At 64.4% G+C, this 13,682-nt stretch carries 12 protein-coding genes; 2 read left to right on the forward strand and 10 right to left on the reverse strand.

The features are described 5' to 3' along the window. Window positions 1-11 precede the first annotated feature (11 nt). A complete protein-coding gene (locus ISX93_RS01295; RefSeq protein ID WP_195776876.1) occupies window positions 12-947 on the reverse strand; it encodes a LysR substrate-binding domain-containing protein in 936 nt (311 codons plus the stop codon). 120 nt (window positions 948-1,067) lie between these two features. Here ISX93_RS01295 and ISX93_RS01300 point away from each other — a divergent pair, with 120 nt between their 5' ends. Next, entirely contained in the window at window positions 1,068-2,468 is a 1,401-nt protein-coding gene (locus ISX93_RS01300) for a NorM family multidrug efflux MATE transporter (RefSeq protein ID WP_195776877.1), read from the forward strand. 3 nt (window positions 2,469-2,471) lie between these two features. Here ISX93_RS01300 and ISX93_RS01305 read toward each other — a convergent pair whose 3' ends face one another. Then, entirely contained in the window at window positions 2,472-4,136 is a 1,665-nt protein-coding gene (locus tag ISX93_RS01305) for a putative bifunctional diguanylate cyclase/phosphodiesterase (protein ID WP_195776878.1), read from the reverse strand. Window positions 4,137-4,425: 289 nt separating this feature from the next. Here ISX93_RS01305 and rep point away from each other — a divergent pair, with 289 nt between their 5' ends. After that, the gene (gene rep / locus ISX93_RS01310; protein ID WP_195776879.1) at window positions 4,426-6,435 is read left to right on the forward strand and encodes a DNA helicase Rep; all 2,010 of its coding nucleotides are present in this window, start codon (window positions 4,426-4,428) and stop codon (window positions 6,433-6,435) included. A 53-nt stretch (window positions 6,436-6,488) separates the two neighbouring features. Here rep and ISX93_RS01315 read toward each other — a convergent pair whose 3' ends face one another. The 8 genes from ISX93_RS01315 to ISX93_RS01350 form a co-directional block, all read right to left on the reverse strand. After that, window positions 6,489-6,917 carry a c-type cytochrome gene (locus ISX93_RS01315; protein WP_195776880.1) on the reverse strand — a complete coding sequence of 143 codons (429 nt, stop codon included), beginning with the start codon at window positions 6,915-6,917 and terminating at the stop codon, window positions 6,489-6,491. A 118-nt stretch (window positions 6,918-7,035) separates the two neighbouring features. After that, a complete protein-coding gene (locus ISX93_RS01320; RefSeq protein WP_195776881.1) occupies window positions 7,036-7,584 on the reverse strand; it encodes a cupin domain-containing protein in 549 nt (182 codons plus the stop codon). A 90-nt stretch (window positions 7,585-7,674) separates the two neighbouring features. Then, the gene (gene alr, locus ISX93_RS01325) at window positions 7,675-8,760 is read right to left on the reverse strand and encodes an alanine racemase (RefSeq protein ID WP_195776882.1); all 1,086 of its coding nucleotides are present in this window, start codon (window positions 8,758-8,760) and stop codon (window positions 7,675-7,677) included. 140 nt (window positions 8,761-8,900) lie between these two features. Beyond that, complete coding sequence (locus ISX93_RS01330; RefSeq protein WP_195776883.1) at window positions 8,901-9,254, reverse strand: RidA family protein; 354 nt, start codon at window positions 9,252-9,254, stop codon at window positions 8,901-8,903. Beyond that, window positions 9,229-10,527, reverse strand: a complete 1,299-nt coding sequence (gene dadA, locus ISX93_RS01335; RefSeq protein WP_195776884.1) for a D-amino acid dehydrogenase — start codon at window positions 10,525-10,527, stop codon at window positions 9,229-9,231. Before dadA ends, ISX93_RS01330 begins: the two co-directional genes overlap by 26 nt. 240 nt (window positions 10,528-10,767) lie before the next feature. Beyond that, on the reverse strand, window positions 10,768-11,112 hold the full coding sequence (locus ISX93_RS01340; protein ID WP_195776885.1) for a YdbL family protein: 345 nt from the start codon (window positions 11,110-11,112) through the stop codon (window positions 10,768-10,770). A 20-nt stretch (window positions 11,113-11,132) separates the two neighbouring features. Then, complete coding sequence (locus ISX93_RS01345; RefSeq protein ID WP_195776886.1) at window positions 11,133-11,324, reverse strand: YnbE family lipoprotein; 192 nt, start codon at window positions 11,322-11,324, stop codon at window positions 11,133-11,135. Window positions 11,325-11,340: 16 nt separating this feature from the next. Beyond that, on the reverse strand, window positions 11,341-13,560 hold the full coding sequence (locus tag ISX93_RS01350; protein ID WP_195776887.1) for an intermembrane phospholipid transport protein YdbH family protein: 2,220 nt from the start codon (window positions 13,558-13,560) through the stop codon (window positions 11,341-11,343). Between the last annotated feature and the right edge of the window lie 122 nt (window positions 13,561-13,682).

Here is a 13,682-nt window from a genome sequence, read left to right on the forward strand (position 1 = left end):
CAGCGGTGGCGTCAGGCCTGCCCCGGAGCGCCAAGCCGCGCCACGGCGGGCAACTGCATGGCGGCGATTTCAGCCAGCAGATAATCACGCAGGCGGCGAAAGCGCTGCTGCCCGCGGCGGGCCTTCGGCCACACCAGGTAGTAACTGCTGCCGCTGAAGACTGCCGTCGGCAAGGGCAGGGCGAGCCGGCCCTGCTCGACGTCTTCGGCAACCAGCAACAGGTCGCCAATTGAGACCCCGTAGCCCCGGGCGGCCGCGACTATGCCCAGCTCCAGCATGTCGAACACCTGCCCGCCCTTGAGCGGCACCTGGTCACTCAGGCCGGTGGCCTGCAGCCAGTGCCGCCAATCGCGCCGGTCCGGGGTCGGATGCAGCTGCTCGGCTGCCAGCAGCCGCGCCACGTCCCAGTTGCCGGTGGCCACGGCTTCCGGCGCACACACCGGGATCAGCCACTCCTCGAACAACTTGGCGTGCTCCCAGTCCTGCGGAAATACCCCGTCATTCAGCAGCACCGCACAGTCGTAGGGTTCACGCTCGAAATCGACGCGGTCGACATCCATCCAGGCCGCCGTCAGCTGCACCTCGACTTCCGGCTGCTGCAGACGAAACCGCGACAGTCGCGCCAGCAGCCAGCGCATGGTCAGGGTGGAGGGGGCCTTCAGGCGCAGCACACCTTCTTCTACGCGCAGGCTGGCGCAGGCGCTTTCCAGCGCGGCAAAGCCCTGCTGCAAGCCCGGCAGCAACAGCCGACCCGCCTCGGTCAGGCGCAGGCCACGGCCGGCGCGCTCGAACAGGCGGCAACCGAAGTCGGTTTCCAGGGTGCGCACATGCCGGCTCACCGCGCTCTGGGTGAGTGCCAGCTCTTCCGCCGCCCGGGTATAGGACAAATGCCGCGCAGCTGCCTCGAAGGCGCGCAGGGCATAGAGTGCCGGCAAACGGTTGATCAATGATTAAAACTCATGCAAGGCATGGCTTTTATCCTTTTGTATCTGGCGGATCGTCGCCTGAGAATAGCCTTCGATGAACTGGCCAGGCCAGCCTGTAACCACCAAAGATGACTAGAGATCATGCCTGAACTACGCCGCCGAGAGCTTGTTGCCTTGCTTCGGCTCGCCGGACCGCTGGTGGCTGCGCAACTGGCCGCCGTGCTGATGGTGTTCACCGACACCGTGATGATGGGCCTGCTCGGGCCACAGGCGCTGGCTGCCGGCGCGCTCGGTGCGGCGGCCTACAACCTGGTATCGATCTTTTGTGTCGGGGTGATGGCGGCGGTTGGCAACCTGGTGGCAATCCGCCATGGCGCCGCCGACAACGCCGGCGTTCGCGCCATGGCCCAGGCCGGGATCTGGGTGGCACTGGGCCTGGCCCTGCTGGCCGGGCTCCTGCTCTGGCAGTTCGAGCCGCTGCTGCGGCTGGCCGGACAGCAACCGCAGAACATCGAAGGCGCCATGCAGTTTCTGCACTGCCTGGTGTTTGCCCTGCCCGGCTACCTGCTGTTCATGGCCCTGCGCGGCTTCACCAGTGCCCTGGGCAAGCCCGGTCCGGTGCTGGCGATCAGCCTGTGCGGGGCGGTGCTGAATTTCCTGCTCAACTACACGCTGATCAAGGGGCTGTTCGGCTTGCCGCAGATTGGCCTGGCCGGCATCGGCCTGGTCACCGCCGTGGTGATGAACGGCATGGCCCTGCTGCTGGCCCTGTTCATCCGCCGGCAGCCCTTCTATCGGCCCTGGCCGCTGCTGGCCGGGCTGCTGCAACCCAGACTGGAAGACCTGCGCGAGAACCTGCGCCTGGGCCTGCCGATTGGCGGCACCTACATTGTCGAGTCCGGCCTGTTCTTCGTCGCCGCGCTGTGCATGGGCGCGCTCGGCAGCACGGCGCTGGCAGCCCACCAGATCGCCATTCAGGCGGTGTATGTGGCGTTCATGGTGCCGGTGGGCATTTCCTACGCCGCCAGCCTGCGCATCGGCCAGCACTTCGGCGCCGGCAACTGGCTGGCGGCACGCCAGACCGGCCGCCTGGCCATCGGCCTGGGCGCCGTGTGCATGTCCGGCTTCGCCCTGCTGTTCTGGCTGGCCCCGCACTGGGTAATCGTGCTGTTCCTCGACCCGCAGCTGGCGGCCAACCGCCCGGTCATCGACATGGCCATCGGCCTGCTGGCGATTGCCGCCTGGTTCGAGTTGTTTGACGGCCTGCAGACCATTGCCATGGGCACCATCCGCGGCCTCAAGGACGCCAAGACCACCCTGCTGGTGGGGCTGCTCTGTTATTGGGCCATTGGCGCACCCGCAGCCTGGACGCTGGCGTTCATTGCCGACTGGGGACCGACAGGGGTCTGGTGGGGGCTGGCAGTGGGCCTGGCCTGCGCCGCCCTGGGGCTGATCCTGGCCTTCGAATGGAAAACCACCCGGCTGCTGGCGGCAATGCCGATTCAGGCGCCGACTGCCCGAGTGCCCGCTGCTGGCGGCTGAGGCCTAGTGAACGCCGCGCAACTGGCGGGCGCCACGCTCGTCACGGTCGATCAGGAAGTTGGCCAGTTCCGACAAGGGCAGGGCATGGCTGATCAGGTAGCCCTGGGCCTGATCACAGCCGAACTGGCGCAGCATATCCAGCTCCTGGGCGGTCTCAACACCCTCAGCGACCACTTCCAGGCCCAGCGAATGGGCGAGGTTGATGATCACCTTGACCATCTGCCGCTGCTCCGGGTTATCCACCATCCCGGTGACAAAGGTCTTGTCCACCTTGAGTACCGCGATCGGCAGGTTGGCCAGGTGCGAGAAAGAGGAAAAGCCGGTGCCAAAGTCATCCAGGGAGAAGCGTGCACCCAGCTCGCCCAGCGTCTGCATGGTCTTCAGCACGTAATCGCTGCGGCTCATCATGGCGGTTTCGGTGAGTTCGAACTCCAGGCAGTGCGCATCGACGGTCGAGCCGGCAATCAGGTGCTGCAGGGTGGGCAGCAACTGGCTGTCCTGGAACTGGCGGAACGACAGGTTCATCGCCATGTGCAGGGTCGGCAGGCCACAGGCATGCAGCCAGCCGGCATCGCGCAGGGCACGGGCAATCACCCAGTAACCCAGCGGCACGATCAGGCCGGTCTGCTCGGCCAGCGGAATGAACTCGACCGGCGGCAGCAGGCCGCGCTCCGGGTGGCGCCAACGCACCAGCGCCTCCAGGCCAACCACCTTGCCGCTGGCAAGATTGAGGCGCGGCTGGTAATGCAGCTCCAGCTCGTCACGCCGCAGGGCCAGGCGCAGCTCGGCTTCCTGATCGGCCAGGCTGTGCGCACTGCTGTAGACCCGCTCATCGTAAATCTGGAAGGTGCAGCCGTCCTTGGCCTTGGCCTGCTGCATGGCGATGTGCGCATGCCAGAACATCAGGTCGGGACCCGCCGCGCCACGCTCCTGCACCAACCCCAGGCTGCAGCCCAGCAACAGGCTTTCGCCATCGATCCAGAACGGCTCGGCCAGGGCATCGATCGCCCGCTTGGCCTGCCCCTCCAGCCAGCCCGAGGGCATGTTGGGCGCCTCCAGCAGAACCGCAAATTCATCACTGCCAATCCGCGCCAGCAAGGCGTCCTGGCCGAACGTTGCGCGCAGGCGCGAAACCACCTGGCGGATCAGCCGGTCACCGCCCAGCTGACCAAGGCTGGCATTGACCTGCTGAAAATTGTCCAGATCCAGATAACCGAGGATCAGCCGCTCGATATCACCCTGCTCCAGGCGTTCGGCCAGCTGGGCCTGGAAAGTCTGGCGGTTGGCGATCCCGGTGAGGGTGTCCTGACCGGACTTGCGCTGCTGGTTGAAATGCTCGCGCAACGCATGCATGCAGCGCCGCAGCACTTCCGCATTCAGCGAATCCTTGGCCAGCCAGTCCTGGACATGGGTGGGCAGGTCGACGGGAGAGGCATCCAGCAGCAAGACCTGCGGCCACCGGCAGGTACCCGGATCGGGCAGGCATTCAGGGGTGGCAAAGATCAGTGCCGGTGCTTCCTGGCAAAAGCGCCGACCGGCGTCCCAGCTGGATGCGGCAAACAGCAAGCCCGCCTGGCCCAGGCCAAGCAACAGGGTACCCAGCCGTTCCGCCCAGAAGGCATCTTCGGCAAGCACCAGCAGTCGAGGGGCATCGCTCTGGAAGGACAAGAAGCCTCCGCCGTGACTTGAGAAGTCACTTTAAAGAAATCACATTAACTTTGCGCTGAATCTCAATATACAACATAGAGTTATCTATGCAACAAAGGACCAACATTTAATTTGCGAATTTTTGACGCGAGCCCCTCGCGCTCGATAGAAAGTCGTCTTTTTGACGCTTTCGCCCCCGATAAGGCGCCATGCCCGGCCTGACCAGCGGTGCAGCAGCCAGTACCACGCCGGATGCTTTGTCTGCCTCTGTGCCCTAAAATACCTCCCCGATCCAGTCTTTGGCCGCCGCATGTCCCGACTCAACCCCCGCCAGCAGGAAGCCGTCCATTACACCGGCGGCCCCTTGCTGGTACTGGCTGGTGCCGGCTCCGGCAAAACCAGCGTGATCACCCGCAAGATTGCCTACCTGATCCAGCAGTGCGGCATCCGCGCCCAGCACATCGTCGCGGTGACCTTCACCAACAAGGCCGCGCGCGAAATGAAAGAGCGCGTCAGCAGCCTGCTGCATGGCAGCGAAGGCAAGGGCCTGACCGTCTCGACCTTCCACAATCTGGGCCTGAACATTATCCGCAAGGAACATTTACGTTTAGGTTACAAGCCGGGTTTTTCCATCTTCGACGAAACCGATGTGAAATCCCTGCTCACCGACATCATGCAAAAGGAATACGCCGGGGATGATGGCGTCGACGAGATCAAGAACCTGATCGGCAGCTGGAAGAATGAACTGGTCATGCCCGAGCAGGCTCTTGCAGCCGCGCGCAATCCACGCGAGCAGACCGCCGCAATTGTCTACCTGCATTACCAGCGCACGCTCAAGGCCTACAACGCCGTCGACTTCGATGACCTGATCATGCAGCCGGTGAAACTGCTGCAGGAGCATGCGGACATCCTCGAAAAGTGGCAGAACCGCATTCGCTACCTGCTGGTCGACGAATACCAGGACACCAACACCAGCCAGTACCTGCTGGTGAAACTGCTGGTCGGCATGCGCAACCAGTTCACCGTGGTCGGCGATGACGATCAGTCGATTTACGCCTGGCGCGGGGCGCGCCCGGAAAACCTGATGCAGCTGAAAGTCGACTACCCGTCGCTGAAAGTGGTGATGCTCGAACAGAACTACCGCTCCACCAGCCGCATCCTCAAGTGCGCCAACACGCTGATCGCCAACAACCCGCATGCCTTCGACAAGCAACTGTGGAGCGAGATGGGCCACGGTGACGAGATCCGCGTGATCCGCTGTCGCAACGAGGAAGCCGAGTGCGAACGGGTGGCCATGGAAATTCTGACCGAGCACCTGCGCAGCGAGCGCCCGTACAGCGATTTTGCCATCCTCTACCGCGGCAACTACCAGGCCAAGCTGATGGAGCTGAAACTGCAGCACCACCAGATCCCCTACCGGCTGTCCGGCGGCACCAGCTTCTTTGCCCGCCAGGAGGTCAAGGACCTGATGTCCTACTTCCGCATCCTGGTCAACCCGGATGATGACAACGCCTTCCTCCGCGTGATCAATGTGCCACGCCGGGAAATCGGCTCGACCACACTGGAAAAACTCGGCAACTACGCCACCGAGCGCAAGATCAGCATGTATGCCGCCTGCAGCGAGGCCGGCCTGAGTACGCAACTGGACAGCCGCTACGGCGAGCGTCTGACGCGCTTCACTGCCTGGATGGACAGGATCCGCCAGCAGTGCGCCGAGAGCGAACCAATTGCCGTGCTGCGCAGCATGGTTATGGATATCGACTACGAGAACTGGCTGCGGCAGAACGCCTCCAGCGACAGGGTCGCCGATGCCCGCATGGGCAACGTGTGGTTTCTCATCGAGGCGCTGAAGAACACCCTGGAAAAGGATGAAGAAGGCAACATCACGATCGAGGAAGCCATCGGCAAGCTGGTGCTGCGAGACATGCTGGAACGCCAGCAGGAAGAAGAGGACGGCGCCGACGGGGTGCAGATGATGACCCTGCACGCCTCCAAGGGCCTGGAATTCCCCTCGGTATTCATCCTTGGCGTGGAAGAGGAACTGCTGCCGCACCGCTCCAGCATCGAGGCCGACAGCGTCGAGGAGGAACGTCGCTTGGCCTATGTCGGCATCACCCGCGCGCGGCACAACCTGACCCTGACCTTCGCCGCCAAGCGCAAGCAGTTCGGCGAAATCATGGACTGCTCGCCCAGCCGCTTTCTCGACGAACTGCCGACCGACGACCTGCAATGGGAAGGCCTGGACGACACCCCGGTCGAGGTCAAGGCGCAGCGCGGCAACTCGGCACTGGCGGACATTCGCGCCATGCTCAAGCGCTGAAGCGCAGGCAATAAAAAACCGCCTCGCGGCGGTTTCTCACAGACCCAGCCAGATTACAGGCCGGACATTTTCTCGATGGCGCCTTTCAGTTCGTCATCCGAGCAGGTCGCGCAGGTGCCTTTCGGCGGCATCGCATTGATGCCGGCAATGGCTGACTTCAGCAGGCCATCCACGCCGCCCTTGGCATCGGCACGCGTCTTCCAGGCCGCAGTGTCGCCGATTTTCGGCGCGCCCAGCACGCCGCTGGCATGGCAGGCACCGCAATGCGCGGCAATCACATCGTCAGCCGACCTGGCGCCGCCACCGGCAACCGGTGCAGCCACGGCAGCCACGCCCTTGCACTCTTCGCCCTGCACACAGACCTGGCCTACCGGCTTGATCCGCTGGGCAATTTCGTCATCGGTGGTCGCTGCCTGAGCGCTGACCGCCCAGAAAGCCAACACGACAGCCTGGGCTGTCAGCATCTTTTTAATCAGGTTCACTTTGCACCCTCATCCTGGCTAGTCGGGCCCGCAGCCACGGTGTTGGCGGGCAGGCTGCAGTATAGCGGCAAGCCTGCCGCGCTGAAACAGCACAACTTGTCGCAGTGACGCACCGGCGTCAGAAATTCGCTGGTGTGGTGGCACTGATCAGCCGCGCCGGCTCATCGAACGGGTTGCGAAAGCGGTGCGGACGGGTGCTCTCGAAGTAATAACTGTCGCCAGTTTCGAGGATGAACAGCTCGGCGCCAACTGTCAGCTCGAGACGGCCCGAGACCAGCACGCCGGCCTCCTCACCCTCGTGGTTGAGCATCTCGGCGCCGGTATCGGAGCCGGGCGGATAGGTTTCATCGAGGAAGGCCAGTGCCCGGACCTGATGGCCCTTGCCCACCAGGCGCATGCTTACCGTGCCACTGGACAAGTCGGTGAGCTCATCGGCCTTGTAGACGATCTGCGCCGCATTGTTTTCTTCAAAATCGACGGAGAAGAACTCGACCAGCGACATGGGAATGCCGGCCAGCACCTTTTTCAGCGAACTGATCGAAGGACTGACGCTGTTTTTTTCGATCATCGAGATAGTGCTGTTGGTGACACCTGCACGCTTGGCCAGCTCGCGCTGGGACAGGCCTTTCAGCTTGCGTATGGATTGCAAACGAACACCGACGTCCAATGGATAAACCCCCTCAAGAGCAAATTGCATTCAAGGGGGCATGATGGCAACAGTGTTCAGTATTTTCAACAGGGCGCGGTTAAATACTGCTCAATTCGTTGATTTAGCATCCAGATAGATCCGTTCCGCCCGACGCAGGTTGCAGAACAGCTCGTAGGGGATGGTTTCCGCCCGCAGCGCAACCTCGCTGGCGAGCACGTTCGGCCCCCACAGCTCGACCCGGCTGCCCAGGCCCGCCTGCGGCAAATCACTGAGGTCGACCGTCAGCATATCCATCGACACCCGGCCAATCAGGCGTGCCGGCTGGCCATCGACAAATACCGGGGTGCCGGTTGGCGCATGCCGTGGGTAGCCATCGGCATAGCCCATGGCCACGACCCCGACACGGGTCGGCCGCGCAGCCACAAAGGCTGCACCGTAACCGACCGGTTCGCCAGCGGGCAGTTCGCGCACACTGATGACCTTCGACTCGAGGGTCATCACCGGGCGCAGCCGGCTGGCCTGGGCCTGCGGCTGCTCGAAGGGACTGGCGCCATACAGCATGATCCCGGGGCGCACCCAGTCGCTCGGCACCTCCGGCCAGCCGAGAATGGCCGGCGAATTGCGCAGGCTGACTTCCGCCTGTAAGCCTTGGCGCGCCTGCTCGAACACCACCAGCTGCTCGCGACTGCGCGGGCAGTCCAGTTCGTCGGCGCGGGCGAAGTGGCTCATCAGCACGATACGCTCAACCTTGCCGCTGGCCTGCAGGCGGCGCCAGGCGTCACGGAATTCCAGCGGACTCAACCCGACCCGGTGCATCCCGGAATCCAGCTTTAGCCAGATCCGCAGCGGCTTGCGCAGTGGCGTACGCTCGAGCGCCTCGAGCTGCCAGTTCGAATGCACCACGCACCACAACTCATGCTGCTCGATCAGCGCCAGCTCGCTCGCCTCGAAGAAGCCCTCCAGCAGCAGGATCGGCTTGCCGATGCCGGCAGCCCGCAGTTCCAGCGCTTCCTCGATGCAGGCCACGGCGAAGCCATCGGCGTCTTCGTCCAGCGCCTGCGCACAGCGCACCGCACCATGTCCGTAGGCATCCGCCTTGACCACCGCCAGCGCACGCGCCGAACTCAGTTCGCGGGCCAGCCGGTAATTCTGACGCAGGGCTTGCAGATCAATCAGGGCGCGGGCTGGACGCATGGCAACAGGCTTCTTGGGGCTGAGTAAAAAGGCTATGTAGCCGCTAGCTGGGGTGGGTCGATTTTGTGGGGCCGACACCACCCGTAACGGGTACATGGACAATAAAAAACCGGCGCATAGCGCCGGAAAAGTGCAGCAAATTATGCCAGCGCGGCAATCACCGACAGCTCGACGAGAATCTCCGGCTCGCAGAGCCTGGCTTCAACGGTAGCGCGAGCGGGGGCCAGTCCGGCGGGCAGCCACTGGTCCCAGACCTGATTCATGCCGTCGAAATCGGCAGCGATATCCTTCAGGTAGATGGTCACCGAGAGGATCCGCGACGTGTCGCTGCCAGCCTCGGCCAGCAGCTGCTCGATATTGTCCAGCGTCTCGCGGGTTTGCTGCTGGATCCCGGCAGCCATGTCGTTACCCACCTGCCCCGCCAGATAGACGGTGCCGTTGTGGATGACGACCTGACTCAGCCGGCGGTTAGTTTGCAGCCGCTGGACGGACATGCAGATGCTCCTCGAAAGTCTTGCCGTAGCGGGAAATATCCAGGCCGGCGGCACTGATCTGCGGGCGCTTGTGGGCGATCAGGTCGGCCAGCAGACGACCGGAGCCGCAGGCCATGGTCCAGCCCAGTGTACCGTGACCGGTGTTCAGGAACAGATTGCGATACGCCGTGGCACCGACAATCGGCGTACCGTCCGGGGTGGTCGGGCGCAGGCCGGTCCAGAATTCCGCCCGCTGCAGGTCGCCGCCCTGCGGGTACAGATCGTTGGTGATCATTTCCAGGGTGGCGCGCCGCTTTGGATTCAGCGACAGGTCATAACCGGCGATTTCCGCCATGCCGCCCACCCGGATGCGCTGGTCGAGGCGGGTGATCGCCACCTTGTAGGTCTCGTCGAGGATGGTCGAGGTCGGCGCCATGGCTGCATTGCTGATCGGCACGGTCAGCGAATAGCCCTTGAGCGGGTAAACCGGCGCCTTGATCCCCAGCGGCTTGAGCAGTTGCGGGCTGTAGCTGCCCAGTGCCAGCACATAACGGTCGGCGGTTTCCAGCTGGCCGTCGATCAGCACGCCGTTGATCTGGTCACCGGCAAATTCGAGGTGCTGGATGTTCTGCCCGAAACGGAACTCGACGCCGAGGTCGCGCGCCATTTCCGCCAGCCGGGTGGTGAACAGCTGGCAGTCGCCGGTCTGGTCGTTGGGCAGGCGCAGGGCGCCGGCCAGTTTGTGCGCAACACCGGCCAAGGCCGGTTCGACACGGGCGATGCCGGCGCGATCGAGCAGCTCGAAGGGCACGCCGGACTGCTGCAGCACGGCGATGTCCTTGGCCGCGTTATCCAGTTGCGCCTGGGTCCGGAACAGCTGCGTGGTACCCAGCTGGCGGCCTTCGTAGGCGATGCCGGTTTCGGCACGCAGCTCGTCGAGACAGTCGCGGCTGTACTCGGACAGGCGCACCATGCGCTCCTTGTTCACCGCATAGCGGGCGGAAGTGCAGTTCATCAGCATCCGGCTCATCCACAGGTACTGATCGACATCGCCGGTCAGCTTGATCGCCAGCGGCGCATGCTTCTGCAGCAGCCACTTGATGGCCTTCAGCGGCACGCCGGGGGCGGCCCACGGCGAGGCATAGCCGGGCGACACCTGGCCGGCGTTGGCAAAGCTGGTTTCCAGGGCCGGCGCCGGCTGACGGTCGACCACCACCACCTCGAAGCCGGCACGGGCCAGATAGTAGGCACTGGCCGTACCGATGACACCGCTGCCAAGAACCAGAACACGCATGATTGACTCCCTCGCCGCGAGCTTTCGCTGGCGTTTGTTTTACTGAGCACTGTGCTGCGCAGTATAGGAAGTCTTGCCCAGGCGTTTTAACTGTTTATCACGCATTGTTTAGCGATTTATTCCGCAATAACCAGAATCAACAGGAGCTGATTTAGCGTATTAGGCGGACTTTTGCGCAGCTGAACAGGTAAATCCCCTAAAAATAGTTTTGCTGCCCTCAGCCACGGCACGGCTACCCGTCTATTTGCGCAACCACTTGCCGTTGATCTGGATGTATTGCCCCGGCGGGGTTTTCTCCAGGGCCTTCTGCCCGGCCAGCGCTTCCACATCCCCCAGTTGCAGGCCATTTTCCTCGGCCAGACGCTGGTATTCGGCCTGGCGTGCCTGATTGATCAGTTTGGCGATCTCCTCGGCAGAGCCGCCGGGGCTGACTACACCGAGATATCCGTTGGGTTGCTCGCCCAGTTGGCCGCTGGTCTTCGCCGGACCGAGAGCTGCCATCGCCTGGCTCAGATCCATGGCCAGCGCCGACAGGCTCAGGCTCAGTAGCAGCAGGCCAGCGGCCAGTGTGTGCTGCAGTTTCATCGGTGGCTCCTTACAGCGGCTCAGAACAGGCCGCTGTCCTTGTTAATGATGGTATCCAGGCCCTTGTCGACCTTGATGTAGATTTCGTGCTCGATCTTCACGTTAAGGTTGATGTTGATCGGTTCACTGGGCATGGCCAGCTTCACCGTCGGGGTGCAGGCGCTACTCAGGCAGCCAAACAACGTGGCGGCCAGCAGGGTGCGCAAGCGCATGGCAATTTCTCCTCGCTCAGGGGGCAGGGCGCGGGCGCAGGCTTTCTTGCACACGCTGGCGGACGGTTTCGCTCACCCGGTCGGTGAGCTGCAGGCTGGTCAGTAACGCCGGGATATCTTCCTGCAGATTGACGTTTAGGTTGATCGGCCGGCCCTTCTCCACATCCGGATTACGCCCCAGCAGGTGCAGGGCCAGCGACAGCTTGCCGCTGGGGTCATAGCTGACCGTACTCTCCAACAGCTCGAAGTGGAAGTCGGCAAGGGCATCCACCATTACCTGCGTCGCCGGGTTGCTGCGCCCCAGTGCGTCGATCCTGGCCGAGCGGAACTGCAGGTAGCCCGGCGCCTGGGCGGCCAGCCGGCCCTGGTCGATATGCAGCCCGGAGGCATCCAGGCGCAGTGGCAGCTCGCCGCCCAGGCTGCCGCGCCCGGCCAGGCCCTCTGCCGGGTAGACCCGGAACAACTCTTCGAGTTGCACGTCCTTGAAACGCAGCGGCAGCTGCTGGGCACTTTGCGCCAGATCCAGCTGCCCGGGCGGCAGCCAGGCCAGGCCATTGAACAGCCCGCCCTGCGCCGTTTGCCAGGCCAGTAAGCCGCGCCGCGGCTGGGCAAGCGCGGCAGCGTAGCTGCCTTGCAGCTGCAGCGGGCCGATTGGCACACCCGGATTAAGTTGTTCAAGGCTTAACTCTGGTAGCTCCAGACGCAGCTGGTCGCCACGCACCTGCGCCTGCAGCCGGCCATCCAGGCCACTCAGCTCGCTGCGATCATAGATCCCGGCCAGGCCCTTGAATTGCAAGCCCAGGTCCAGCTCCAGCCGCTGCGGAGCCGTCGGCCAGCGCAGGCGGGCCTGCCCCAGCAGGCGCCCACTGCTGAACTGTAGCAACGCCGGCCAGGCACGGAAGGTCTGGCTCAGCGGGTTGCCGGCGTGGAAGAACACCTCGGCCAGCTCGGCAGACAGGTGCAGCGCGGCCTGCGCATCGCGACTGGCGTCGACCTGCAGGCGCAGTCCCGCGGCGTTGCTCAGCACGCCCTGCAGTTGCTGCTGTACCGCGCCGGCGTCGAGCCGGCCGCGGAACTGCCAGGCTTGGGGCAGCAGGTCGGCCTGCTCCAGGCTGGCCACACTCAGCTGCAACGGGCCCGTCAGGCGCGGGCGGGCGTCTGGCTGGTTGGCCAGCTGCACGTTCAGCCCGGCCAGCCTGGCCCGCAGTTGCCGCCCTTGCACAGCCGGGCCCACCCGGTAGCGCCCGGCGCGCAGGCTGGACGATGGTCCCAGGCGGACCTGCACGTTGTCCGCAGCCAACTGGCCGTCCAGCTTGAGCTCAAGCTGCACCTGCTCAAGGCGCAGATCGCCCTGCTGCAACAGCGGACTCTGCAGCTGCAGCGCGGCATTCAGGGTGCCGGTCGCGCCGCGCAGGTGCTGCAACGCCAGCGGCGCCTCACCGGGGGCCAGCGCCAGCTGCCAGCCGGCCTGCAGCCTGAGGACCGCCTGCGCATCGATCAGGCGCTGATCGGTGCTCTGCCACTGCTGTAGCCAGGCCAGCAGGGCGCGGCTGTCGCTCAGCGGCTGCAGTTCCAGGGCGCCGCTCCAGTGGCGGAGCGCCGCCTCGGTACGAATCTGGCTATCCAGCTTGAGCAAGGACTGCTGATCGAACAAGAGCTCGGCCAGCAACTGCCACTGGCCCTGGTTTTGCGCCAGTCCGGCCTGCAGGCGCAGGCTGTGCCCGGCCTCCTGCAGCTGCACCAGCAGTTCGGCCGGCTGTTGCAGCTCACCGGCATGCTTGAGCAGCAGATTGCCGCGCAGCACGCAGCGCCCGCGCACGCAGGGCAGGTCCAGGCTCAGCTGCTCGACCTCCAGTTGCCGCGGCAGCCAACCAAGGCTCTCGGGCAGGACCTGCGGCGCCGCGCCCCCGGCAGCCTGGCCGGGCAGCCAGTTGATCTGCAGGTCCTGACTGCGCAGGGCCGGCAGGAAGAAGCCGTGTGCCGCGCGCGCCGGCCAGGCCAGTTGCAGCCCCGAGGCCTGCAGCTGCAGGCGACTGCCATCGGCCGCGGCGGACTGCAGACGCAACTGTTCCAGCCGCAGACCCTCGCCCGACAGGCGCAACCCCTGCCAGTCCAGCGTGCTGATGCCCTGCGCCGCCAGCAGCGCCCGCCAAGCCAGCCACAGCGCCAGCACCAGCAGCGCTGCCGCCAGCAACAGGCCGCGCAAGAGCCTGCTCACACGATGGTGCGACGACATTCTGCGCAATCCTCGGCAACCGGCCATTCGCCTCAGGGTGGCGGCAGCCTCCGGCAAGATCAAGGCGTTTCGCCTGGCCAGTGTTTTCTGCTGGCTACGCCGCTATATTTGCCGAAGAACAC

It is taken from the genome of Pseudomonas sp. N040, assembly GCF_015637705.1.
In the GTDB taxonomy this organism is placed as follows: domain Bacteria; phylum Pseudomonadota; class Gammaproteobacteria; order Pseudomonadales; family Pseudomonadaceae; genus Aquipseudomonas.